Origin of the sequence: Tardiphaga sp. 42S5, assembly GCF_034044155.1 — a bacterium.
GTDB classification, from domain to species: Bacteria; Pseudomonadota; Alphaproteobacteria; order Rhizobiales; family Xanthobacteraceae; genus Tardiphaga; species Tardiphaga robiniae.
Genome location: NZ_CP139027.1, coordinates 2,316,840 through 2,340,878, shown reverse-complemented (window position 1 = coordinate 2,340,878; position 24,039 = coordinate 2,316,840). Strand labels below are relative to the sequence as shown.

At 60.8% G+C, this 24,039-nt stretch carries 26 protein-coding genes; 16 read left to right on the top strand and 10 right to left on the bottom strand.

Features of this window, described 5'->3' with window-relative positions:
* Window positions 1–251 precede the first annotated feature (251 nt).
* From SFY93_RS10935 to SFY93_RS10900, 8 genes are all read left to right on the top strand, one after another.
* The gene (locus SFY93_RS10935; protein WP_320447095.1) at window positions 252–1,052 is read left to right on the top strand and encodes a FadR/GntR family transcriptional regulator; all 801 of its coding nucleotides are present in this window, start codon (window positions 252–254) and stop codon (window positions 1,050–1,052) included.
* Window positions 1,042–1,539 carry a 2,4'-dihydroxyacetophenone dioxygenase family protein gene (locus SFY93_RS10930; protein WP_320447094.1) on the top strand — a complete coding sequence of 166 codons (498 nt, stop codon included), beginning with the start codon at window positions 1,042–1,044 and terminating at the stop codon, window positions 1,537–1,539. Before SFY93_RS10935 ends, SFY93_RS10930 begins: the two co-directional genes overlap by 11 nt.
* Complete coding sequence (locus SFY93_RS10925) at window positions 1,539–2,315, top strand: SDR family NAD(P)-dependent oxidoreductase (RefSeq protein ID WP_320447093.1); 777 nt, start codon at window positions 1,539–1,541, stop codon at window positions 2,313–2,315. Before SFY93_RS10930 ends, SFY93_RS10925 begins: the two co-directional genes overlap by 1 nt.
* 116 nt (window positions 2,316–2,431) lie before the next feature.
* The gene (locus SFY93_RS10920) at window positions 2,432–3,253 is read left to right on the top strand and encodes an ABC transporter permease (protein ID WP_309947350.1); all 822 of its coding nucleotides are present in this window, start codon (window positions 2,432–2,434) and stop codon (window positions 3,251–3,253) included.
* Complete coding sequence (locus tag SFY93_RS10915; RefSeq protein ID WP_320447092.1) at window positions 3,250–4,056, top strand: ABC transporter permease; 807 nt, start codon at window positions 3,250–3,252, stop codon at window positions 4,054–4,056. The genes SFY93_RS10920 and SFY93_RS10915 overlap by 4 nt, the downstream gene beginning before the upstream one ends.
* A complete protein-coding gene (locus SFY93_RS10910) occupies window positions 4,053–4,811 on the top strand; it encodes an ABC transporter ATP-binding protein (protein ID WP_320447091.1) in 759 nt (252 codons plus the stop codon). Before SFY93_RS10915 ends, SFY93_RS10910 begins: the two co-directional genes overlap by 4 nt.
* Complete coding sequence (locus SFY93_RS10905) at window positions 4,808–5,140, top strand: hypothetical protein (protein WP_092138836.1); 333 nt, start codon at window positions 4,808–4,810, stop codon at window positions 5,138–5,140. Before SFY93_RS10910 ends, SFY93_RS10905 begins: the two co-directional genes overlap by 4 nt.
* 2 nt (window positions 5,141–5,142) lie before the next feature.
* Window positions 5,143–6,198 carry an ABC transporter substrate-binding protein gene (locus tag SFY93_RS10900; protein ID WP_320447090.1) on the top strand — a complete coding sequence of 352 codons (1,056 nt, stop codon included), beginning with the start codon at window positions 5,143–5,145 and terminating at the stop codon, window positions 6,196–6,198.
* Window positions 6,199–6,290: 92 nt separating this feature from the next.
* Here the strand turns inward: SFY93_RS10900 and SFY93_RS10895 are convergent, their stop codons facing one another.
* The 5 genes from SFY93_RS10895 to SFY93_RS10875 form a co-directional block, all read right to left on the bottom strand.
* Window positions 6,291–7,037, bottom strand: a complete 747-nt coding sequence (locus SFY93_RS10895; protein ID WP_320447089.1) for an SDR family NAD(P)-dependent oxidoreductase — start codon at window positions 7,035–7,037, stop codon at window positions 6,291–6,293.
* Between the two features lie 134 nt (window positions 7,038–7,171).
* Window positions 7,172–8,089, bottom strand: a complete 918-nt coding sequence (locus SFY93_RS10890; protein ID WP_320447742.1) for an MBL fold metallo-hydrolase — start codon at window positions 8,087–8,089, stop codon at window positions 7,172–7,174.
* Between the two features lie 142 nt (window positions 8,090–8,231).
* The gene (locus tag SFY93_RS10885) at window positions 8,232–9,437 is read right to left on the bottom strand and encodes an NAD(P)/FAD-dependent oxidoreductase (protein WP_320447088.1); all 1,206 of its coding nucleotides are present in this window, start codon (window positions 9,435–9,437) and stop codon (window positions 8,232–8,234) included.
* A 122-nt stretch (window positions 9,438–9,559) separates the two neighbouring features.
* Window positions 9,560–9,889, bottom strand: coding sequence for a hypothetical protein (locus tag SFY93_RS10880; RefSeq protein ID WP_320447087.1), 330 nt, complete (start codon window positions 9,887–9,889; stop codon window positions 9,560–9,562).
* Between the two features lie 101 nt (window positions 9,890–9,990).
* The gene (locus SFY93_RS10875) at window positions 9,991–10,935 is read right to left on the bottom strand and encodes a helix-turn-helix transcriptional regulator (protein WP_320447086.1); all 945 of its coding nucleotides are present in this window, start codon (window positions 10,933–10,935) and stop codon (window positions 9,991–9,993) included.
* Between the two features lie 507 nt (window positions 10,936–11,442).
* Here SFY93_RS10875 and SFY93_RS10870 point away from each other — a divergent pair.
* The 3 genes from SFY93_RS10870 to SFY93_RS10860 all read left to right on the top strand — a co-directional run bounded on the left by SFY93_RS10870 (window position 11,443) and on the right by SFY93_RS10860 (window position 12,830).
* Window positions 11,443–11,760, top strand: coding sequence for a hypothetical protein (locus SFY93_RS10870; RefSeq protein ID WP_320447085.1), 318 nt, complete (start codon window positions 11,443–11,445; stop codon window positions 11,758–11,760).
* Window positions 11,761–11,874: 114 nt separating this feature from the next.
* Window positions 11,875–12,537 (top strand): hypothetical protein, encoded by a 663-nt coding sequence (locus SFY93_RS10865; protein ID WP_320447084.1) that lies wholly within the window; start codon window positions 11,875–11,877, stop codon window positions 12,535–12,537.
* A 56-nt stretch (window positions 12,538–12,593) separates the two neighbouring features.
* Window positions 12,594–12,830: a hypothetical protein gene (locus SFY93_RS10860; protein WP_320447083.1), complete on the top strand. Its 237-nt coding sequence runs from the start codon at window positions 12,594–12,596 to the stop codon at window positions 12,828–12,830.
* Window positions 12,831–12,860: 30 nt separating this feature from the next.
* Here the strand turns inward: SFY93_RS10860 and SFY93_RS10855 are convergent, their stop codons facing one another.
* A complete protein-coding gene (locus tag SFY93_RS10855; protein WP_320447082.1) occupies window positions 12,861–14,021 on the bottom strand; it encodes an arsenate reductase/protein-tyrosine-phosphatase family protein in 1,161 nt (386 codons plus the stop codon).
* Between SFY93_RS10855 and SFY93_RS10850 the strand changes: the two genes are divergently transcribed.
* Window positions 14,020–14,457 (top strand): lipid-binding SYLF domain-containing protein, encoded by a 438-nt coding sequence (locus SFY93_RS10850; RefSeq protein WP_320447081.1) that lies wholly within the window; start codon window positions 14,020–14,022, stop codon window positions 14,455–14,457. The two genes, SFY93_RS10855 and SFY93_RS10850, sit on opposite strands and share 2 nt — an antisense overlap.
* Before the next feature lie 190 nt (window positions 14,458–14,647).
* Here SFY93_RS10850 and SFY93_RS10845 read toward each other — a convergent pair whose 3' ends face one another.
* Window positions 14,648–14,815 carry a hypothetical protein gene (locus SFY93_RS10845; protein WP_320447080.1) on the bottom strand — a complete coding sequence of 56 codons (168 nt, stop codon included), beginning with the start codon at window positions 14,813–14,815 and terminating at the stop codon, window positions 14,648–14,650.
* A gap of 157 nt (window positions 14,816–14,972) precedes the next feature.
* Here SFY93_RS10845 and SFY93_RS10840 point away from each other — a divergent pair, with 157 nt between their 5' ends.
* The 3 genes from SFY93_RS10840 (at window position 14,973) to SFY93_RS10830 (ending at window position 16,533) form a co-directional block, all read left to right on the top strand.
* Window positions 14,973–15,677, top strand: a complete 705-nt coding sequence (locus SFY93_RS10840) for a sensor histidine kinase (RefSeq protein WP_093759269.1) — start codon at window positions 14,973–14,975, stop codon at window positions 15,675–15,677.
* A 326-nt stretch (window positions 15,678–16,003) separates the two neighbouring features.
* Entirely contained in the window at window positions 16,004–16,222 is a 219-nt protein-coding gene (locus tag SFY93_RS10835; RefSeq protein ID WP_068731389.1) for a hypothetical protein, read from the top strand.
* A gap of 122 nt (window positions 16,223–16,344) precedes the next feature.
* Complete coding sequence (locus SFY93_RS10830; RefSeq protein WP_068731284.1) at window positions 16,345–16,533, top strand: hypothetical protein; 189 nt, start codon at window positions 16,345–16,347, stop codon at window positions 16,531–16,533.
* Window positions 16,534–16,785: 252 nt separating this feature from the next.
* Here the strand turns inward: SFY93_RS10830 and SFY93_RS10825 are convergent, their stop codons facing one another.
* The 3 genes from SFY93_RS10825 to SFY93_RS10815 form a co-directional block, all read right to left on the bottom strand.
* Window positions 16,786–18,732 carry a glycosyltransferase gene (locus tag SFY93_RS10825; RefSeq protein ID WP_320447079.1) on the bottom strand — a complete coding sequence of 649 codons (1,947 nt, stop codon included), beginning with the start codon at window positions 18,730–18,732 and terminating at the stop codon, window positions 16,786–16,788.
* Complete coding sequence (locus tag SFY93_RS10820) at window positions 18,729–20,099, bottom strand: HlyD family secretion protein (RefSeq protein WP_320447078.1); 1,371 nt, start codon at window positions 20,097–20,099, stop codon at window positions 18,729–18,731. The genes SFY93_RS10825 and SFY93_RS10820 overlap by 4 nt, the downstream gene beginning before the upstream one ends.
* Before the next feature lie 669 nt (window positions 20,100–20,768).
* Entirely contained in the window at window positions 20,769–21,743 is a 975-nt protein-coding gene (locus SFY93_RS10815; protein WP_320447077.1) for a VOC family protein, read from the bottom strand.
* Between the two features lie 208 nt (window positions 21,744–21,951).
* Between SFY93_RS10815 and SFY93_RS10810 the strand changes: the two genes are divergently transcribed.
* On the top strand, window positions 21,952–23,814 hold the full coding sequence (locus tag SFY93_RS10810; RefSeq protein WP_320447076.1) for a tannase/feruloyl esterase family alpha/beta hydrolase: 1,863 nt from the start codon (window positions 21,952–21,954) through the stop codon (window positions 23,812–23,814).
* Window positions 23,815–24,039 lie beyond the last annotated feature (225 nt).

The window sequence follows — 24,039 nt, the reverse complement described above, 5'->3', positions numbered from 1 at the left end:
TCCGAGCCAAAGACAACTGGTCCTGCTGGAACCGAACCGGCCCGGTGTTTCTGAAAACGGTGGAACAGCCAATCTCGTTCCCGGAAAAACCAACCGCCGAGCGACAAAGGAAAATGATGAAGTTGCCAATCTGCGATCAAACAAAGCATTGTGCATCGCAAATCAATCATCCGATGTTTAACATCGGATGATTGCATTCATTCCAAAAACGTGAGATAGGCCACTGAAGAAACAAGCGGGAAAGAACACTCGTGGCACGAAGTCCTACGAAATCATTGGAGCGGGGAAGCAAGCCAGGCCGTATCAATTCGGTCTTGACCACGCTCGGCTGCGAAATCGCGCAGGATATTATCCCGATTGGCGCAACCCTCCCCCCCGAGCCGGAACTGGAGGCGCGCTTCGGTGTCGGGCGCGGCGTCATCCGGGAAGCGATCAAAACCCTTGCTGCGAAAGGAATGGTCAGCGTCCGTCCGCGTTACGGTACGCACGTTTTGCCGCGCCGCGACTGGAGCCTGCTCGATCGCGATGTGCTGGGATGGCTGGTCGGCGGCGGCGAACCGGACCGCGATCTTCTGATGGCAATTCAGGAAGTCCGACTGATCATCGAGCCGGCAGCAGCCGCGCTCGCGGCAACGCGGAGCACCAAGCAGGACAGGTTGCGCATCGAGGCCGCACTCGTCGGCATGGAAACCTCGCACGATCAGGAAAGCGCCATCAAGGCGGACAAGGCATTCCATCTCGCCATTCTCGATGCGACGCATAACCCCGTGTTGCAGGGTTTTCGCGGCGCTATCGATACCATTCTGAGCGCGGTGTTTCTTGTCGCGGTCGGCAGCCCCGGCTGGTTCGAAGACAACCTGCCGAACCACGCGGCCGCCGCGCGCGCGGTTGCCGCGGGTGATGCAAAGAAGGCCAAGACCGCCATGGAACAGGTGCTCGGCTACACGCAATTCAAACTCTCGAAGCGTCGCGCGACTGCGACGCCTGAAGGCATAACGCGGGTCTCAACCGCGGCGACGAAAAAAACAAAGAGGAAGCCCCATGTATCGTGACATGATCGGATCGACGCACGTTCTTGCATCGCCGGAAATCGCCGTCGTCGCTATTCCCGAGGACGAACGGGTCTGGGTGCCGCAGGCGTCGGATGTCTGGTTTCGTCCGCTGATGCTGAACACACGACAAGGGCAGTGGTGTAATCTGCTGCGCGTGCGACGGGCCGGCGTGCTGTCGCGGCATCTGCATCCCAATCCGGTGCACGGCTTCGTGTTGCGTGGCAAATGGTTCTACCGCGAACACCAGTGGGTGGCGACGGAGGGCTCCTACGTGTTCGAGCCTCCGGGTGAGATCCACACGCTGGTCGTCCCAGAGGACGTTCCCGAGATGATAACCTTCTTCAACATCCAGGGATCGATGCTGTATCTCGATGAGAACAACAAGCACGTCGGCTATGAGGACGTCTTCACCAAGATCGACATGTGCCGCGCCCACTACGAGTCCGTCGGCCTTGGCCGCGACTATGTCGACCAGTTCGTGCGCTGATGGCAGACGGTGCCAACATGATCGAGGAGACGCCGTCAGCCGCATGGGCGTCGATCTGGTACGCGGGAAAACGCGTGCTGGTGACGGGCGGAACGTCAGGGATCGGCGCGGGCCTCGCGCGCGGCTTCGTTGAGGCCGGCGCGGAGGTCATCGCGACCGGCGTGAATGCTGCGGAGATCGAGCGGGCGCGTTCGGATTCGGTGTTGCGCGAGGCTCAGGCGCATCAGCTCGACGTCCGCGACGACAGCGCTATCAAGTCCCTTGTCGGCTCGCTCGGCGAACTCGACCTGATCGTCAATTGCGCCGGCGTCATTCGTCGCAGCGAAGAACTCGACCCCGCGGTTTTCCAGTCGGTGGTCGATATCAATCTCAACGGCACCATGCGGATGTGCGCCGCCGCGCGGCCGCTGCTGGCACGCTCCAAGGGCGCGATCGTCAATCTGGCATCCATGCTGTCGTTCTTCGGCGGCGGTCTCGTTCCCGGTTATGCCGCCAGCAAAGGCGGTATTGCACAACTGACGAAATCGCTGGCGATCGCCTATGCGAATGACGGCATTCGCGTCAACGCGATCGCGCCAGGCTGGATCGCCACGCCGTTGACGACCGATCTGCAAGCAAGCCCGGAACGTAGCCAGGTCATTTTGGGGCGCACACCCTTGGGCCGTTGGGGCAAACCATCGGACCTTCTGGGCGGCGTGCTCTATCTGTGTTCGCCGACGGCATCTTTTGTGACGGGGACGATCCTCGTCATCGACGGCGGATACGCCGTGACGTGACCAGGACGGCGGCGAAGTGCCGCCGTTCGCAGACGAGATTTGAGTACTAAACTGCGTAGCCGAGAGCCTCGCAGATAAAAACAAAGCGGCCAGAACGCTGGTCAAAGGGAGGTCGCGTGCTCGTTGCGCCCGGTCAAAAAGTGCGGTCACGCGTCGCCTGGCGCGGCATGAACTCGCTGGTGGGCGCAGCCTTGTTCGTGGCGCCCCTGCTGGTGCTCGTCGCCATCTGGGCGATCGTGGTCCCGCTGTTCAATGTCAATCCGCGGATTTTTCCATCGGTCGGCTCGGTGGCCGAAGCAGCGGTTGCCGCGATCGGCGATGGCTCGCTCATCCGCCATATCGGCGCGAGCATGCTGCGTGTGGGACTGGGCACGTTTCTCGGCGTGCTCGTTGCTGTTCCGCTTGGCATCGCCATGGGCGTGAGCCCTGCGGTCTCGGCATTTCTGACGCCGCTGTTTCGCTTCTTCTCGGTGCTTGCGGGCATCGCCTGGATACCGATCGCGACATTGTGGTTCGGCTACGGCTTCGGCGCCATCATCTTCGTGATCTTCAACGCCGTCTTCTTTGTGGTCGCCTACAACACGCTGCTCGGTGTCTCCACCATTCCGATGACGATCCGCAATGCCGCCGCCTCGCTCGGTGCCGGACGATGGGCCTTGCTCACCGAGGTGCTGCTGCCGGGTGCGCTACCCAATATCGTGACAGGCGTGCGCACCGGGCTCGGCTTCGCGTGGCGCGGCCTGATCGCGGCGGAGATGATCGCGACCAATGTCGGACTTGGCTACATGCTGTTCGTCGCCCGTGACTTCTATCGCACCGAAGTGATCGTGCTCGGCATGATCGTCATTGGCGTGCTGTGGCTATTCATCGACCGGTTGCTGCTCGTTCCGCTGGAGCGCGCGACGATCGAGCGATGGGGACTGGTGAGGCGCACATGAACATTGCACTGAAATTCTGGAGCGGTTACGTGCGCGCGACGCATCGGTGGCCAATTATCGCGACCATCGTGCCGTTTATTCCCGTGGTGGCGATCTGGAGCATTGTCGCCAATTCAGGCATGTTTCCGCGCGCCTTCTTCCCGGCGCCGGCGGATGTGATGCGGTCGTTCATCTCCCTCACCTACAAGGGAATTCTGCCCGACTATCTGCAGGACAGTCTGATCCGGCTGCTGTTCGGTGCATCCATCGGCGTCGCGCTGGGCATTCCGCTCGGCATCCTGATCGGCTCCAGCCGCCTCGCGCATCGCATCTGCTGGCCAGTGCTGCTGTTCTTTCAGGCCATCGGCGATATTGCGTGGCTGCCGATCCTGCTGATCTGGTTCGGCTTCGGCCTCACCACCATGACCTTTGTCATCGTTTACACCGTGCTGTTCCCGATCGTGCTGAGCACCGTGCTCGGCGTGCAGTCGGTACATCGCGATCTGGCCCGTGCGGCGCAGAGCCTCGGCGCTTCGCCGATGCGAGTGTTGTGGGAGGTGACGCTGCCCGGTGCGTTGCCGAATATCATTACCGGCCTGCGCAACGGCCTCGGCTATGGCTGGCGCGCGCTGATCGCGGTGGAGATCATCGTCGGCACCAGCGGCATCGGATTCATGATGTTCGATGCACGTCGTGCCGGCTCAACGGTCGAGATCCTGCTCGGCATGATCGTTCTCGGCACTCTTTGGTACATCGTCGATGCCTGGATCCTTGCGCCGATCGAGCGCGCAACGGGCCAGCGGTGGGGATTGGTTACGTCATGAAAACGCTGTCGCTCAAAAATCTGCGCAAGACCTATTTCGATCCCTATGCGGGATCGCAGGTCACCGCCGTCCAGGACGTCTCGCTCGACGTCGAGCAGGGCGAATTCGTCTCCGTCGTCGGCCCCTCGGGCTGCGGCAAGACGACGATCCTGAACATGATCGCGGGCTTCATTCCCTATACGGGCGGTGAAATCCTGATCGACGGCAATCTTGTCAAGGGACCGGGTCCGGATCGCGGCGTCGTTTTCCAGTCGTTCGCCCTGTTCCCGTGGAAGACGGTACTGGAGAATGTCGGCTTCGGCCCGAAGATGCGCGGCGTACCAAAGGACGAGCGCGACCGCACTGCCCGGGAATATCTCGCGCTCGCCGGCCTCTCGCATGCCGCGGATCGCTACCCGAATGAACTCTCAGGCGGCATGCAGCAGCGCGTCGGCGTCGTCCGCGCGCTGGCCAACAATCCGGCCGTGCTGCTGATGGACGAGCCGTTCGCCAGCGTCGATGCGCAGACCCGCATGACACTGCAGGAGGAGCTCACGCGGATCTGGCAGGAGCGCAAGCCGACCGTCATTTTCATCACACACGATGTTGCCGAAGCCGTGTTTCTTGCGAACCGCGTCGTCGTGATGTCCAAGGGCCGCGTGCTCGATCAGATCAAGGTCGATCTTCCGCGTCCGCGCGTCTGGGATCAACTGATCGAGGATGAAACGTTCAAGCGTCTATCGGCGCAGGTGCTGCAAATGGTGCGGGCCGCATGAGTATCGCGCGAGATGTCATTCGTTCGACGCGCGGGCGTGTGGTGCTCGCTGTCATTGCCGTGTGGGCCGCGTTTCAGGGCTGGCTGAGCATCGAGGCGCCGGGCAAGATCTCCAAGGAGCTCGCCGGCGCGTCCGACAAGGTCAATATCCAGATCGATATGCCGTTTACGCCGGAGCGTTTTCACGTTCTGGCGTTTCAGAAGTATGGGCGGATCGCCGGGGCCGACGATCATTCCATCGGACTAAGGGGTGTGAAACGAACGGACCTCAACGCGGTTGCCCGGCCTTACTGGGTCACGAGCGTGGGGCCAATCAAAGAGGAGGACTGATTTTGAAACGCATATTATGGGCTTTGACTGCCGTGATGCTGGCTTGCGTGCCCGCACAATCGCAGACATTGACGAAACTGAACGTCGGCATGGTCAGCGCCATCGACATGCTGGCGATCCCGGTGGCACTGGAGCGCGGTTACTTCGAGAAGCAGGGTCTCGATGTCACCATCGCACGCCCCTACGCGACCGGCGTTGATGCGCTGAACGCGCTGCAGGCCGGCGAGACGGAGATCCTGCAGGTCGGCGTTCCGATGATCGGCGCCGTGCTGCGCGGCATGGATCTCGTGGCGCTCGGCAATTACAGCGGCAGCGCCACCAAGTCCGGTTCCGATGCGACCATGGCGATCATTGCCCGTGAGGGATCGGGCATCGTCAAGGGTGACCTCAAGAGCCTCAAGGGCAAGAAGATCGCGACCTCCTTCGGCACCATCAACCATCTCTATATCCTGGCGCTGCTAGAGAAGGCCGGCCTCAAGCCCGACGACGTCCAGCTGGTCAACACGCCGCCGCCGGATATGACGGTCGCGCTGCTCGCCAAGGGCATCGATGCGTTTTCCGGCTGGGATCCTTGGCCGATCATCGCGCAGAAGGACGTCCCCGGTGCCTTTGAAGTGATCCGCGGCGGCGATGTCATCGCCTATCTCGGCTATGTCGTCTCGCTTCGGTCCTGGGTCGAGAAGAATCCGGAGACGACGGAGAAATTCCTGGCCGCGACCTCACAGGCCGACCAGTGGATGCGCAAGAATCCCAAGGCCGCCGCGCAGATCGGCACCCGCTGGATTCCCGGCCTGAAGCCGGAGATCGCCGAAGCCGCCATGGAATTCAATGTCCAGCAGCTTGATCGACGTCTTTCGGCAAATAGCTACAAGGCACTCTGGAGCGCGCAGGACCGGCTTCAACGGCTGGGCGTGCTGAAGGCGACATTCGACGTCAACAAGAACATCGACGCCAAGCCGATCCTGAATGTGATGAAGAAGCATCCGGAGCTGTTTGCCGATCTGCCGCCCATTCCGGCTGAGGTGGCTATCGGACCGGACTTCACGTTCAAGCCCTGAATAAAGGAGGCGGTCCGCGCAATTGCGGACCGCCTTTTAGCAGCGTCGTGCTTTTGCGACCAGCTCACGTTTATCCGCAACCTCAACTGCAACTAAGCCAGTCCCAGGCCGCCATCAATAGCGACAACCTGGCCCGTCATCCATTCCGAAGCGGGACTCGAAAGCCTCACGATCCATTCTGCCAGGTCGTCAGGAACGCCGCGCCGCCCGAGCGGTATGCGCGCACGCTCCTGTTCCTTGATTGCCGCAGCCTGTTCCAGGGAGAGCCCCATCATGCCAGTCAGCGCGCCTGATTCCGTAGGCCCTGCCGCCACGGCGTTCACGCGTATGCCGAGTGGTGCAAGCTCCAGCGCCCAGCAGCGGGTCAGTTGCTCCAAGGCCGCCTTGCTGGCGGCGTAATGAGACAGTCCAGCCACCGGCTTGTGACCGAAAGTGCTCGAGACATTAACGATCGTGCCCCGTGTCGCCCTGAGGTGAGGAAGAGCGGCAGCGGCGAGGAGACTTGGGCCGAGCACATTGACGGAGAAAATGTCCCTGATGCGATCGGCTGTCGCGTCTGCCAGCGGAAGGATGGCACCTGCGCCCGCATTGTTGACCAAGGCATCAACCCTGCCCCAAAGATCGACCGTCTTGGCGATTGTGCGCTTGGCATCTTCGGCGGAGGCTGCATCCGCCACCATGCCGGCTATGTTCGCATGCTCGGCAATCGTTTCTTCGATAGGGCCGGGACGGCGGCCGGTCACGAACACCTTATTGCCTTCCCTTGCGAAGCGCAGCGCCGCCGCCTTCCCTATGCCGGAGCTGCCGCCCGTCACAATCACGACCTTTTCACTCTGCATTTTCAATCTCCTTCTTGCCAAGATGACGCGGCTTGGTCCCGCTACTGTGCAGTCCATCTGAATCGGCGCTGCTAAAACCAGGGCGCGCACTCATTAGCGAAGAGAACGCGCCCGTGTCCTAACCCGGCAAGCGATCAGTAGTCCCAGGAGATCGGAACCCAGCGAAACGCGTCGCCATCGATCGCCACGTGTCCGGCGGACGGGAATGGCAGATGGGTCGCGACCAACAATTCGCCGCTGGCCGCCAGCTCCCGCAACAGACGGGTCCGCACGCGCGCGGCTTCTTCGGGGTCGTGCTCGAAACCGTTGTGCCAATCGGGTTGGTCAAACCCGACCGTGAACACGGCGTCGCCGGCGAAGGTTAGCGCGTCACCGCCGGATGCCAGGCGGACGACACTGTGTCCGGGCGTATGGCCACCGGTCCGACGCACGATGACTCCCGGCGCCAGTTCGTGCTCGTCCGTGAATGTCCGGAAATGCTTTCCATATTCGGCCATGAACCGCTTGGCGGTCGCCCGCAGTGCGTCCGGGAATCCCGGCGGCATTTGGGTGTGAGAGAAATCGGGCGCTTTCCAGAATTCGACCTCGGCGGCAGCGACGTGGATCCGCAGATCCGAACGCAATTGATCCTTCACCCCTTCGACGAGAAGTCCGCCGATATGATCCATATGCAAGTGCGTCAGCACGATATCGGTGACGCATGCAAGATCGATCTCGGCAGCTGCCAATCGCTGGATCAGTTGTCCGGCCCGCGGCAAATGTAGGTCCGGGTCCAATCCCAGCCCGGCGTCGACAAGAATGGTCTGCTCGCCACTCTGCACGACGACCACGTTCAGCGGCCAGTCGAAAGCGTCCGGCGGCAGGAACATGTCGCGCATCCAGGCGGCCCGGACGGCGGGGTCTGCGTTATGTCCCAACATGGAGGTTGGGAGTGGCAGCACGCCATCGCTGACCACCAGCACATCGATGTCGCCGATCTTTACTGCATAGCGCGACGGAACCAGTTCGTTACGCCCCGACCTGACGGGGGCTGATGTCGTATCAAGGTTCATGTGTTTCTCCTTCTGAGTATTTTGCTGAGTGTTTTTCCGAGTGGCTTGAATCGTCTGTGTCATCTGCGGGTCCTCCTGGTTGATCGATTGCGAGAGCTGGCCACGCTCCGGCTTGGAGCGCGGTCCTTTCTTGTGTGAGGAGTTAGACTTCGGTCACATGCTCCGGATCGGCCGAGGCGAGAGCGGCGGCACGCTCGGGCTTCGGCGGATAAATCCAGACGGTGTTGATTTCCTGCTTGGTCTTCTTGGCGACGTCGCCAACCATCTCGACCTTGCGATCCCAGCCGCGCGTGAACAGTGCGCCGGCTTCGCCGAGATCGAGACAGGTGACGTAGGCCTTCTGGTGGTACGGCCTGGGCGCCATGCGCAATAATTCGGCGGCGGCATTGTTGCCGGCAAAGGCGCCCATCCGCGTCGCATGCTGACACGACATCAGCGCGTAGTTGCCGACATCGTCGCTGGCCGCTCTGGCGGCATCGCCCGTGGCAAAGACGCCAGGTACCGAGGGTACGCGCAAATCGCGGTCGACCAGCAGCCGGCCGAAATTGTCGCGCTCGGCGGGGATCTGCGTGGTCAGCGGCGCGGCGCGAATGCCTGCTGCCCAGATCACGGTCTCGGTTTCGATGCGTTCGCCGTCGGACAGTGTGATCCCGGATGCATCCAGCGAGGCAACGCCGGCACCGAGCCGGGTCTCCACACCGAGCTTGCGCAGCGCCTCCTCGATGATGGGACGCGGACCCTCGCCCATGTCGGGAGCGATCGCACTGTTTCGTTCGACAATGATAACGCGCGGCCGGGCGTCCTTGCCGAGGATCGCGCGAAGCCGCGTCGGGATTTCGGTCGCTGCTTCGATTCCCGTGAAGCCGCCGCCGGCGACGACGATGGTGTCGCGTCCGCTCGACGCCGGCCGGTTAGCCAGGCCATGCAGATGCTTGTCGAGCGCGATCGCATCGTCGAGATTGTCGACGCTGAAACCATGCTCCGCAAGGCCGGGAATATTCGGACGGAACAACCGGCTTCCGGTCGCCACGACCAGCCGATCGTAGGAGAGCGACTGTCGCTTATTGTTGGCGGTCGCGACCTGCACCGTGCGGGATGCGGTGTCGATCGTCTCGGCGCTGCCTTGCACATAGACGACGTCGACGGCCTTGAGGACATCCAGCAAAGGCGCCGTCAAGGTTTCGGGCTTCGGCTCATAGAGCCGCGGACGAATGACCAGTGTCGGCTCGGGTGCGACCAGCGCGATCTCGAGTTCTTCGGGCGAAACACCCTTGATGTCGCGCAGGCGTGCTGCGGAAAGTGCGGCGTACATGCCGGCGAAGCCGGCGCCTATGATGACTATTCGCATGTGATTTTCTCCTTGGGTTTAAGTTGCTCGGCAGTACGCGCGTCACCGCCGCCGCTTCTCACCTGCGGCAAATTTGTTGCGATCAACGATGACGCGAAGACGGGAAACGATGAGGTGAGCCCCTATGGCGGGGTACAGTCCAGCATCGACGCCAGTTGCATGGGACGTTCACATTCGGCGCGGCAGATTCGCGGAACCAGCGGCCGGTCACGGTGAAAGATGATCGGCTGAGCGGACGTCAGCGGCCGGTCGTTCAAAGCCTGGATGTCGTCGCTCACGATGATGGACAACGAAGGGGTGCTGTCTTGCGCGGTCTGCGCTGGCTTCTCGACCTCTTCGCCCGTCGATGTCGTCAGTCGAATGGTCAGTGAAAGTCCATATATCAGAGAGCTCGTGACGACTCTCCGTCGCGGTATCATTGCAAGTGGGTCGACGAAGGTCTTCCAGGCCATTGTCTGTCTCCGTCCGTTATTGGCGTGGGCACGGTGATGATCTAGCTGATCGGATCTGCAACTGCCCCAGAGCGATTGACGTACCTGTCGAGAGATTGCGGCTAACGCGTCCGTCGGCGCCAATCGCTTGGACTTTCGCCGGTCAGCTTCCTGAACGCCGCTGCAAACGCTGTCTGCGAGGCATAGCCAAGCGCCGCTGCCACCGACACGACCGATGCGTCGGTGTCGCGCAACATGTTCATGGCTTGCTCGAGCCGGTGTTGGCGCAACCAGGCATGTGGCGAAAGCCCGGTGCTTTCCTTGAAAGCGCGGCAGAAGTGAAAGCGCGACAGGCCGGCATCCGAGGCCAGGGCGGAGAGAGAGACGTCCGTATCGCTGTCCGAGCGCAAACGTTCGATGGCACGTAGCAGCGTCTTCGGCGCCAGCCCACCCATGGTCTGCTGGAACGTGGTTGGCGCGCCGGTGTGCGCAGCCAGCAGGCGCGTGGCCAGAAGATCCGTCACCTGCTGCCTGAACAGGGCATCCAGGGCCGCGTTACCCTCCAGGACGTCCGCCGCACTTATGAGCAACCGCGATGTGATGGGATCGGGATGCGCCGTTCGCTCCAGAAGGTCGCCAGGAGCGGCGATGTCGGCTTCGTGGGCAACACGCTCGAGTATTCTGTGCGGAAGATAGAGCTGAACGACATCAACAGGTTTCGGAATATCCCATCGGGAGCTTGATCCTTCTGGAATGATGATCACAACACCGGGACGAAACGTTCCAATCGCAACCGATCTTCCTGACCGCCGCTCCATGCGCTGCATCGAACCGTTGTAAGCCATGATGACGTGATGGGTCATGGGCTCGACGACGTCGTGCAATGGCTCATGTTTCCAGTGGGTGATTCCGGCACCGGAGGAATCCAAAGCCATATGAAATGGTGTGGTCCCGAGCACGCGGGACATCTCCGCACCGGCAGAACGCCGCTCCGCATGGGACGGAGTTTCCTGGGGCGTCTCAGATGCGGCTGCCGGATCATTCAAACGATCGTGAGGCTTGGTCATGGACGTGCACCCGCATCAAGGGTTCGTGTGGGTCCGATGAGACCTGTACCGCCCATGACGATAATCCTCATGACTTTCCTCCGATTGTTCGGGCCATCTGTGGCCTTGCTCCTGAAAGCACTGCCAGAATGCGCGCGTGCGGGCCGGAAAGCCTTGTAGGCATCTTGAATTGCCGTTGAGTTTTCCTTGGCTTCTTGTGCAATCGACGCGCGGACGTGCACTTTTCGTTCGAAAATGATGGTCTGGATGCCGACCGGCGCGCGCTCGAGCGAGGCGTCCGAGCTCGTCGCTGCTGGACCGAAGCTGTTCGATCTGCTGCTCTTTCCGGTCCAGAACCGGGCACAGGCTGTGCAGGAGCTGACCTCCTGCAGGGCGTTTGGGGCGGGCGGGTCGTCTCCGAGTCCACGCTGACGGCCACATCGACGCGGTGCGCAAGGCGGACCCACCGTTATGGCCTCAGCGTTCTGCTATCGGCGGACAAGCGGACGTGCTCCGCACCGGAGTGGGATGTCTGCAAATCTGGTCAACACAACAAGGGCGACGGGTTCTGGCGCACCGAACGACATGATTGCAAAACGCAACGCTCGCATCGGGATTGGCTCCTGCTCGATAATCCCGGCTTTGATAACGGCTCCTGAACCTTTCACTGCCTCTGGCGACCTAATCGGTGCGGAAGGAAGGTCATGCGCAATCAGCAGGCGTGTGGTCGCCTCCAAAAGTCGCAATGGGGCAAGAATCGTTGGTCTGCGTTTTTCCATGATCGTCGATGACGGCGTGTTTCGGCATCAGCACGGCCTAGAGATCAAAAAATTCGCACTGAATTGAATGACCCGCCTCGATCGAGGGGCAAGCTCGTCTCTTCGGCGAAAACATCCACCAAAGACTCTTACGATGAGGAAGTGGGACTCGCGGCGCGGGCCTCCCCGCAGGATTAATTCGATGAAAAGCGTCTTCGTCCTGACATTGACCATGCTAGGCGCAATAATTGGTGTCACGCTCTTTGCCGAGATTGGCCCGGTGTTCGGCTTCCGTCACATGGAGGGAAGCTCGGCAATATTCGGTTTTCTATTCGGTCTTCCAGTAGGCACTGTTGTGTTCGGGCTTTCCGCGTATCGATACGCGCGGCATCTCGATCGTCGCGGTCTGGGTCGGGCGGTCATTTACATTTGGCTTGTTACTATTCTTCTGGCTGTAAGCGGAGTGGTGTATGAGCTCTGGAGAACTTCGGATTATCTCTCCAGCAATCGGACAGCGGCGTCGATACAGTTCGAGATCTCCGTCCCGGACGGAACGTCATTGACGGGTCCCGATGCCATCTCCATCTCGATGGAGAGTCCGAAAGAAACCCGCTCGGCATCATTGGGCCAGGTTACCCCAGCCAGCGGAGGAGCCGCAGAGGGCCTCATACGCGGGTATATTGATCTCTACCGGGTGACGCCCGAACGTGTCATCAAGGCGAAGATCGGCAACGTAATCCACGAATTCAGGCTGGAGTTACCTGCACGACCTCGTCGCCAATCGGAGTTCGGAGAGTGGAAGCCGGCAGACCGGGGACCGGTGCCCAAGGCCCGTATCCGATACAAATATTGGCTGATGAACTGACAGGCCGTGTCGAATTGTTGCGGACCACGGTCATCAAAGGTCGGATGAGCCCTCGAATGTCCGATACCCCAGATCATTTGCTGGAGTTTATTGTCGCGGCGCTGGCGTCGAAGCCGCAAGAGCGTGGCGACTTGTTCTACGCCGTGCTGATTTTCACCGTTGGCATCGGCGTCGCGGCACTATGGCCGTTCGGCGGCACCTCGGCGGACGTCCTGACCGGCTACGGGATTGTGGTGGTGGCGATCGGCAGCGGCGTGTTGCTGGTGAAGTGGTTCTTTCACAGCATCAATTGATGCGGTCTTCGCAGTTCGCAGGCGTTGGCCTCACGCCACGCCTGCGCGACGCACGCACGGCGCAAACGGATCGACCGCCCATGCCTCGCCGGATTTGAGCCACGCCCGGCTGATCTCAAGCCAGTCCGCCAGCGGCAGCAACCGGAGACCAGAGGGCGTTGCCCAGCCCTGCGACTCCGTCACGAACGGCGCATCGTCATCGGGGCGGCGCACGATCTGAACCACATGGGTAATCCCGCGTGGCCGCGGATGGTTCGCGGCCCATGCTCCACCACCCTGTCGCAGGCCAATCGTTGCAAAGCGCGGCAGGCTTTCGAGATCGATCCGATCGCCTTCGAGAATAAACCCGGTGCGGGCCTCGATGACCTCGATCATGCGATCGGACCAGGTCGAAATCCCAGCAATCTCACTGGCGCTGAAGACGCCGCTTCTGGATGCATCATTCATCGCCTGCATCGCGCTGGACAGCAGCAGCGCAGCCCAGCCGGAGCAATCGATGACCGGTGGCCCCCACGCAAGTCCTTCGGACTTGACGCCGCCTTTATAGCCGACGTGTCCCACATAGCGCTCGACGAGTTGCCACATGGCGGGAGCGATCAGGCTCGTATGAGGAGGCTCAGTCAGCTCACGCACCAGACGCGCGACATGCGCTTTCAGCTCGCCCAGCGCGACGTCGGGAGGCGCCACGTCGATGTCATGCACGTGCCAATAGATCGCGCGGTCTTCCCAGCCTGGAAACCGCTCCGCCAGCAAGGTGCGGTGCTCGGCTTCGTTCACGGCCACGACCATATCGGACGCTGCAAGCGCATCATGCGTGCAAACCACCGGCATCCGCGACACGCCAATGGGCGAGATGCCATCGATGGTCAGGGCGTCGATGGTCTGCCGCGCCATCGGGCCGATATTGTCCTTGCCTCGCTCGATAGCCAGGGCGTGCGACGTCGCCTCCCAGTCCAGGCCGGCGCGGCGCGCCAGGTGATTGAAGAGTTCTTCCGCATAGCGGCTGCGATAGTAGTTGCCGGTGCAGAGAAAGAGGACGGTCCTGGCCATGGCCGAGTGTGTTTGGTGGGGCCTGCATTTGTCAATTGCAACGCCCTCGCCGCTCGCGAGCCCATGGACCCCGCAACCATTTTGCTGGATTGTGCCGGCCTCGCCTTGCGCCAACGAATCATTTTTCAGAGGAAATCCCATGTCGCGCTCGCTTTTCCGCACCACCCTCGTCGCCGCCCTCGCGCTGATTGGCGCCAGTCTCTCCTCTGCGGCTTTTGCCGATAGCGGCACGATCCGCATCAATGTGCTGAAGGGCGGCTGGTTCATCGGCGCGTCGGGCGGTTCGGGCACGCTGACCTTTCGCGGCCGGACCTATCCGCTGTCGATCGGCGGCTTGAGCGCGGGCCTCGTGTTCGGCGCGTCGCAGACCTATCTGTCCGGCCGCGTCAGCCGCATCGACAGCCCGGGCGATGTGGCCGGCGTTTATGGCGCAGGCGGCGCGGGTGCTGCCGTCGGCCGCGGCGTCAGCGCCATCGTGCTCACCAACGAGAAGGGCGCGCTACTGGAACTCAGCGGTCGCCAGACCGGATTGATGGTCAATGCCGATCTCTCGGGCCTCGCCATCTCGCTGAGGTAAGCGGCGAGCCCATAAGCGGAGCGCTGCGGCGCGTTTAAAACATGGCGGGCTGTTTTTGCGGAATACCGGACCGTCGTCGACGACCGCGTGCGCCCCGTTCTGAACGCACATAGGCAGGTCAGCTGGCAACCGGCTGACTGAAATTGAACTTGTCCTGCAGCATCAGGGCCGTGCCCAACGCCTGGCTGCGTTAGAACGCGTTGGCATCCGTGTTGGCGGAACTGATGCTGACATTCCAGCCCATGCGCTCCTCAAACACGAACAAGGTCATCGCCTTCGGCCAGGGGCCGAAGAGGTGGATCGTCCGCTGCTTGATCAAATCCTCCAGCTCGTTCGCAGTCCTGAGCGGTTTTTCCATGAAACCTCCGGGTGATGTGCACGAGGCTAGCATGCGCCAAGGCGGAAGGATCGAACCATCTCGCCGGAACAATCAGGCATAGAAAGACGCATCTTCCCGTCCCATACAGCCCAACCATTACAATGTACGGAACCGTACCAACCTGTTATGGCTGGGAATGACCATTCCTTTGCCGCGCTCGATCGAGAACGAGCCTGACTATCTCAAGGAACTGCTCGCGAAGGCTGGCGTCGATGCGCAGGCGCTCGCGATCGCGGCCAAGCTGCAGGAAGTGGTGATCGGTGAACTGCATCACCGCGTCAAGAACACCCTTGCCATCGTGTCGGCCATTACATCGCAGAGCCTGCGCACGGCCGGCAGCCTCGAAGAAGCTGCCAAGACCATCGGCGATCGCCTGCAGGCGTTGGCGGTGGCGCAGGATCTGCTGATCCGCGAGACCTGGACCGGTGCGAGCTGCCGTTCGCTGATCGAGAGCGCAGTGCGCGCATTCCAATCCAAGAGCCTCGATCAGTTCACGATCACCGGCGACACCCTCGCCATCTCGTCCGGGCCTGCCATGTCGCTGTCAATGGTGATCCACGAGCTTTGCACCAATGCCACCAAATATGGCGCGCTGTCCACGCCGGCCGGCCGCGTCACGATCTCGTGGTCAACGACGCAGGATACGCCGAAGCGCTTCATCCTGCGCTGGATCGAAAGCGGCGGACCGCCGGTGATCGAACCGTCACGGAAGAGTTTCGGCAGCCGTCTGATCGAACAGGCGCTGCCCGGGCAACTGCAGGGCGAAGCACGCCTGCGCTTCGATCCCGATGGCCTCAGTTGCGAGGTCAACATTCCGCTCAGCGTCATGCAGGAACGCTAGGCGCGAGTGTCACGCCGCAAGCCTGCGCAAGAATGACCGAGCGGCAGTTAAACACCACATTCAGAAAAGCCGCAGCGTCATCGATCGCGCGAATGTGCACGCGATGTCACGCCGGCTTCACAAATCCTGAAGATTTTTGCACTGCGTTTTATTCGAATGCGCAAGTCGTACTGCGCGTGGCGGGATGTCGCGCAACACCGCATGAAGGTTCAACGCCCACACTTCAAAACAATGTCACCAGCCGTCATCGACGTTTCATCGCACGGACCAAGATACGCCCCAATGCGTCAGCATGGTCCGCGTAGCTCGAGACGACGGAGTGTAGCATGACAACCGACCCGACACCGAAGTTCGACGCAAACTATGTGGCCACGCTGCGCCAGGTGCTGGATATCGCTGTGCAGCAGATCGCCGTGCAGCATCGTACGCCGGCGACGAAGGCGATGATGGCGGAGACCATCGTGCGCCATGCGGCCGGCGGCATCACCGATGCCCATGCGCTCGTGTCGCACGCCGTGACCGCAGGTGCGAACGGCGCGCCGTAACATTGCTGCGCAATCCTTCGCAACGCGAAAAGCGGGAACTGCCACGTATTTGATGGCATGCCGCCACGTCTTCGCCAAACCGGACAGCGAAGTTCCATCGAAGCCGATGGAAAACGATACCGATGATTATGTCAGAAAATTATTTCAGAGACCGCGCGGACGATTGCAACCGCCTCGCCCGCGAGGAGAGCGATCTGGAGATGCGCGGCATGCTCTGCGATCTCGAACTGGATTATCGCGCCAAGGCGCTCCATGCTGCAGCCCATGGCTGGCGCGACGCGCCGCGGTATTTCGAATTGGCTGAGGCGTAGCCCTGTCGCGCGCGACAGCAGACCGGCCGAAATCTTCGGCATTAGGTAGCAAACGCCACTAAAGCACCCTCAATGCATTGAGTTATTATGCTATTTTTTCTGCTTGCGGGCTCAAGAGCGGTTCTAACCGGGCAGACCGCTCGCCAAGGTCCGCCATGCCCCGAAAGCGACCATATTCCGCAGCGTAGCGATACGACGCGATGTGCCAATAACGGACCTCACTCTTTAACTAATAAGATCACAATTGCTCGATTAGTTGAACAAGCGCAGGAGAAGAGCTTTGCCGACCGGCGCCGCTCCAACGCCGAGAAAAGCGTGGGCATACTCTCCAGCGTAAAACGCACGCACGACGCGAACTCGGGTCTCGAGAGTTTCTTCGAATCGAACGCCGAAACCGTCGCCTGTCCGCCGTACGACAATTGCGGATACGTTCTGGCCATAGACGTTGCAATTGATGATGGTCCGCACCGGCGGTGGAGCGGGATCGAGGAAGCGAGCGCCGGTCATCGAGATATCCGCCATGCGAACCAGTCGCGAAGCCCCGCCCTCGTGAATGAGGACGGGTTCATGGCGTTGGAAGCGCTCGGCCTTCCGACGGCGAGGTTGCTCTATGCAGATGAAACACACGACCGCTAGGATCACGCCATTGTGGAGGCTCCAGGCAAGGGCAAGCCCGCCATAAGCAATGCTCTCTCCCTGCAGATTGAGTATAAAAGCGTAGGCGATTGCCAACAACGTTATCAGCAGTGCGGCCCCGTAAATCCGCAGAAGCGGCCACTCGATAAACCTCTGACTACGATCACCGCCTTTGGCGGTCACCTTGAATTTGTGACCCTGTGGCCTGATCAGGCCGGTGACCAGCGCCTTAAGAACCGCCGGCGCCGCGATATATTGCGACAAATCGGTCATGATCGCTAGCGATCGGCCGCGGGAGATCCAGGCCATCGTGAATGCGTGCCAGACGTAAAAGGGCAGAAAGTATTTCAACAGCTCGAAGAGATCAGCGTGAACTGCCTTGATCCCGAACAGTAGATAGAGCCAGGGCACGACGAGGCCAAACACTTTCGTTCCATAGGCCGCCGACCAACTCATGAAAGCATCGATCAGCGAAAGCCGATCGATAAACGTGAGCTTCGAGTCGAGAGATAGTGGGCCGCTACGGCCTCTCACGATCTGCATGAAGCCGAGGCACCACCGGCTGCGCTGCGTGATGTACTCTTTGAGTCCTTCGGGCGCTAATCCGAGCGTAAGTCTTTCGTTCAGATATATTGTACGATAGCCAAGTTCCTTCAGGCGTAGCGTGACGAGATAGTCTTCGGTGACTGAATCTGTTGGGAAACCGCCAATCTCCATAAGGCTTGAAAAACGGATCACTGAGGACGTTCCGCAGCAGAACGCTACGCCCCAGGCGTCCTTGGCTGGCATCAGAATGTCAAAGAAGAAGCGCTGCTCGTCGGGCCACACATGAGCGACAGCGAGATTAGATTGGATCGGGTCTGGATTGATAAAATGCTGCGGGGTCTGCACCACACTGACAGTCTTATCTTCCATCAAAACGGTCGTGCGAGTCAGGAAGTCAGGCATGGGCACAAAGTCGGCATCCAGGACCGATATGAACTCCGGCTTCTCATGCAGACCCGCTACGTGCTGCAACGCGTGATTGATATTGCCGGCTTTCGCGTGACGATTGTCTGGGCGCGTCAGGTAGTGACACCCAAGTTCTTCCGTCAGGCGTTTGAGCCACAAGCGTCGCCCGTCATCCAAAATCCAGACGCGATAGTTGCCGTACTGCAGTCCAGTGGCGCCGATGATCGTGCGCTCCAGAATCGCCTTTTCCTCATTGTAAGTGCAGATGAACACGTCGATGAGCGGAACCCGCGCAGCACCGGTACCCCGCTTTATTCCATTATTCACGTCGACGGAGCGATCGATTGTACGGCTGAGAAACAGCAGTGATAGGCAGACGGCGACCAGCGAGGCCACTTCCGCCAGCATGAACGGATATCCCACGAGACAGTCGGCGGTAAAGCCAGGCGGCGGCAACGTTTGCGTGACTCGCCACACGAAGTATCGGGCCAACAAGGCAAACGATATAACAGCCATCAATGATCGGGCGATCGTGCTGTTGCGTTTGAGCAGCGGCAGTATGACGAGACAACAACCGAAAGCGATCAGGCCCGGTGCAAGCGCTGCGATCATGATTTAGGTGGGTTGTCGAACACCACCCTTCCGGTGCGCCCGACTTCACAATCCTTGCCGGTCGTACCGGCACCGGGCATCGAAACCGACACACGGTATGGTTCCTTGTTCAGCGTATCGGGATTGATGGCTAGGTTCGCGGGCGCACCTGACGCTCCTGTAAGGTTGATGATCAATCCCTTGATTGACGGACTGCCGTCATTTGGCTCAAACCGCGCCTGGTCACCCAATTGCAACCGGTTGTAGACACCCTCGGTAACGTTTGCGGTCACGACAGCGCCGTTGCAGTTCAACAGCTTCAGCAACGCTTGCCCGGCCCTGACATCCTCACCTGTTGAGGTCATCATTTCCCAGATCCGGCCCGGCACTGGCGCCGTTATGTTTGCTTCCGATCGTGCGATGTACTGCAACTGCTCGGAAATAATCTCGGCGGAGAGCCAGTAGATTTCTGCATCCGCATGCGCCAGATCGGCGGTAAGATCTCCAACTCGTTGACGCATTTCTTCTTCTCGCTGGACGGAACTCGGCCGGTCATTGTAGCTATCGCCGATATACGTGCCATTCTTCGCAGCGGTGAGTTCGACATTTGCCGCATCAAGTCTATGACGGGCGCCGTTTTCTGTTTGTTGAACTACTGACCGATCCCGGATCAACCTGGCGAATTCGACAGTCGAGACGCTACCCGATTTGATGAGCGACGATGCCCGCTCAACGGTTGCTGCTGCTTCTTCGCGTCGCGATACTGCGGCTTCGATCACCGATTGAATTTCGGCGATGCGCGCTTCCAGCTGTAGAATCCGTCCTTCCCTAAATTGCGAGGCCTGCCGAGCGAGATCCTCTTGCAACGCGTGAGCGGAGGTGAGCTTGGCCGCGAGGGTCGGCCGTTCGTGATCCGACCGCGACATTTGCCGTCTCAGATCGTCCAACCGAGTTCGATCACCTCGCGCGTTCACAACCCGAAGGATGACGTCGCCTTCCTTCACACTCGATGCAGTTGAAAGACCGGACTTCGAACTCACGGTGCCATCGATCGGCGATCTCAGCGTCACTATCCTGGCGTTGACCACCGCCTCGACGCTGGAGGTTTGCCAGATAGCTTTAAGCGGCATCCATCCGAATACCGCAACGATGGCGGCGCCGGCGGCGATTTTCAATACCCGGCGAACCGTGCGCGATGATGGATGCACGGAGATCTCCCGATCAGACGAATCCCGACTTACTGGGTCGTCCACCTCCGGCTTCAGTCGATCATTCAAATCGCGCTGCGGCCCCCTGGCGGTGTGATTGGAATCACTCGGAATGCCGCCCTCGTCAGCAATTGCGGGGGCGCGTCCCTGAATGGACTGTCCGTTTTTCGCATGATCCATGACAACCTGGCCCACATACAGCGAATGAGCCAGCGAACTTGCCGCTCTCCGAGGTGTACTGAACGCGAGTAGGGACCCCTGTCCTTTACGGTCCACTAAGGAGCGTGAGGCATCTTTAGATAAAGCAGATAATTATTGCCACGTCAGTCAGAGCTCCTTCCGTTGTGGGTTGACGGTACGGCCGTCATCATCTGGAGGGCCATCGGTAAACTCCTCCCCCTCAACACGAAAAGCGCGCCTGATTGCGGAGCCAAAGGCTAAAACCGACAAGGCCACGTAGGTATCCCGCTCACGTTGAGTATATTTCATTCTGGATCTGATCAGGGTTCCGATAAGACGCCGCCATGACCTACCGTTCTCGCATAGCCCTGCGTGCCGAGCGGACATATGACCGCACGCGCGTCGTCCCGCGCTTTCCGCGGGAGCAACCGCCGACGTCGGCGAGTGATCCGGCTCCCAAATCCGGATGACCGTATCAAGCGCAGCAATTTGTTTGTCGACTTCCACCAGCCGATCGATGAGTAACTGGCGATCGCCCTTCAAATCATCCCGCTTGCGGCGTAGTTCTCAAGCCACATCCATCAAAAACGTAGATGCGTCCACTATGCCAAGGGATGGAATTTTAGTCTGGTGGTGTTTGCTACCTAATGCCGGAAATCTTTCTCGACCTTAGTCTTTCACGAGCCGCACCTGAGTGCCCCAGGGATCGGCGATCGCAATGCCATCTGCAATCGACTCGCCTGACAGGCCCGCCGCCGCAAGACGGCGCTTGCGGTCAGTTATGACAGCATCATCGGCAATACGGAGCGAAAACCAGGCCAGCCCGGTCTCCTGCGCATTGCGCGGACCGCTACCGGCGCTCTGCCATGTGTTGATGCCGATGTGATGGTGATAGCGACCAGACGACAGGAATGCGACACCCGGCCGGCCAAGCCGCGTCGGCTCCATCCCGATCAGCCCCTCATAAAAATTGCGCCCACGCGCGACATCGCCGACGCGTAGATGCATGTGGCCGATACGCAACGCCTTCGGCGCGGTGTGATACTGATCGCGAGTCGTGTCCGTCTGCGCCACGATGTTGTCGATGTCGAGCTGGTCGGTTCCCATGGTCACCATGTCGCCGGTCCACTTCCAGGCCGACGGCGGCCGGTCCGAATAGACCTCGATGCCGTTGCCCTCGGGATCGGTGAGATAGGAGGCTTCGCTGACATGATGGTCGGCAAAGCCGTCGAACGGTGTGCGCGCCAGCGCGGCATGGACCAGCCAGCGCGCGAAGTCCGCGCGGCTCGGCATCAGGAACGCGGTGTGAAACAGCCCGGCCGTGGTCTGCGCTTCCAGTGGCGCATCGGGCCGATGGATCAGATGCAACAGCGCCACGCCATCGACGCCAAGCACGACCTCGGCCTTGTCCGCGCTGATGGTGTCGAGCTTCAGCAGGTCCGTGTAGTAGCTGCGCATCTTGCCGAGGTCGCGGACACGAAGCGCGGCGGCGCCGATCCGCATCGGCGTCTGTTGCGCGAAGGGGAGCTGTGACGACGCGGCCGCGCCGAGATCGACACCGCCCTCGGCACGCACCGCGCCCATCAGCGCGGTCTGGCTGGCAGCAAAGGCGGCCAATTTCATGACTTGTCGGCGCGTGGTCATGCGGGGGTCCATGGCGGCAGAATGGGTTCAAGAGCGGATCATTGTGGATAGCAGGCGACCGCACGGGGTCAAATCACATCGCTGTAGGCCCAATCCACGGGGCCTTTTTAACATAATGTTACGTTCCGACATCGTTTTGGTAGTTGATCGCAGAGGCGAAGTGAGGAGAACTCACCCCAACTCAAAAATAAAACAGACGGGAAACGCCATGTCGACAGCCCCCCACATCATCCGTGATGACAACCGCGCGCCTGCCATCGTGACGGCGATAGCCTTGTTTGCCGCGCTATGCGGCACCACGGCCCCCGCTTCCGCACAGCAGCTCGCCTGCGACGACGGTATCAAGACTGCATTTCATCCGGATGAGGCCACCACCGTGGTGGCCGTGCGGGCGATCAAAAAGGGCGAGGAACTGGTCGCACAGGATTCGCCTCGCCCGATCACCATGGCGGCGGACATGTGCCTTGTGAAGCTTCTGGTGGGGCCAGGCTTCACGGCGGAAAAGGACAAGACTGCACGCTCCTGGTCCGAGGGCATCGGCATCGAGGTCTGGCTGCCGACACCGTCGAACTGGAATACGCGCATCCGCAATTACGGCGGTGGCGGCTGGGTCGGCGGTGGCCATCGCATCGCCGACAAGATCGGCAGCAAGGTGCCCGCCCTCGTCAACGCCAATATGGGTTATGCCTCGGGCACCACCGATGCAGGACAACCCTGGTATCAGGACGGCTCCTTCACCTTCCTCTCCGACGGCAAGGTCAATGTCGAGGCGTTCCGCGACTTCTCGGTCCGCGCCATGGTGGAGCAGGCCGTCAGGACCAGAGCGCTCGTCACGCTCTATTACGGCAAGGCGCCGGCTTACGCTTATTACGATGGCCATTCGCAGGGCGGCCGGCAGGGCATGAAGATCGCCCAGGACTATCCCGAACTCTATGACGGCTACATGATCGCCCAGCCGGCGCTCAACATCCCGCAATTCGGCACGGCCGCGCTGTATCCGCAGATCGTGATGAAGACCGAACTCGGCTTCACAGCGCTCGACAAGCCGAAAGCCACCGCCTTCGCCGCCAAGATCGACGCCGCCAACAAACGTGCCCTCGCCGCGTGCGACAAAGCCGGGATCGGCTTCCTGCTCGATCCGTTCGCCTGCGATTACGATCCCGCGCGCGATGCCGCAGCTCTCTGCAGCGGCGAGGCTGGCCAGGGCGTCACCGGCAGCAATGCCGATGCGGCAACCTGTATGAGCATCAAGGAAGCGATGGCGCTCGACAGGATCTGGTTCGGCGCAACGCCCGATGGCAGCTATGACGCCGCGCAAAGCTCCGACAGCCGCAGTGGCAAGGTGCTCGGCACGAAACAGGTGTGGTGGGCCTTCACCAGGACCACGGCGATCGGCAGCCAGATCACCGGTACAGCCGCCGGCAGCGTGGCCCTGGCCCTGCAGGACGTCCGCTACGCCGCCGATGCCAGCGCCACCAACCCGTCGGACATTCCGTTCAACAACGGCTCGAGCACCGAACGCAACAAGTGGCAGGAGCTCAGCTATGCCGACCTCGCCGATACGGTGAACAAGAACCTTGCCTTGCAACCCACTTTGTTCAGCAATCTCGGCACCGACAAGGCGGATCTCGGCAAGTTGCGCGAACTCGGTCGCAAGATCATCGTCTATAGCGGCCTCGTCGACGACGCGATCCCTCCAGCGGGCAACGTCAACTATCACGAGCGCGTCGCGGCGCAGATGGGCGGCCACGCGGAGGTGCAGAAGTTCATGCGGATGTATCTGCTGCCCGGCTCGGCCCACAGCTCGCAGGGCCGGGCCTATACGGTCAGCGGACAGAACGATTCCGTGCCGCTGCCGAAACTGCCGGGGAATGCCAACCAGACGCCGACGCGCGAGCAGGATCAGTTCTTCACCGCGCTGACGGACTGGGTCGAGAAAGGTGTGGCTCCCGGCGAGATCGCATTGACGTCGCGCGACAGCAAGTTGAGCTATCCGGCTTGCGTCTATCCGCTGCGGACAGTGTGGAATGGTGGAGCAGTGACGCAGGCGGGGAGCTTCGGCTGCAAGTAGCTGTCATTCCGGCGGCGCGAGAGCGAAAGCTCTCGCCTCTCGTTCGTCATGGCCTGACTTGATCCGGCCATCCGCAAATTGCCGCTCGGCACACTCCTGCGATTTTAACGGTTCTAGTGTGTAGAGGTTCTAACTTGGCAGGTAATGCCATGCGCGATTTGATGTCCTAGAGACCACGCAGGAATCGGGCTCGGTCAGTCCGAACGACATGCGGGGCGTTATCGG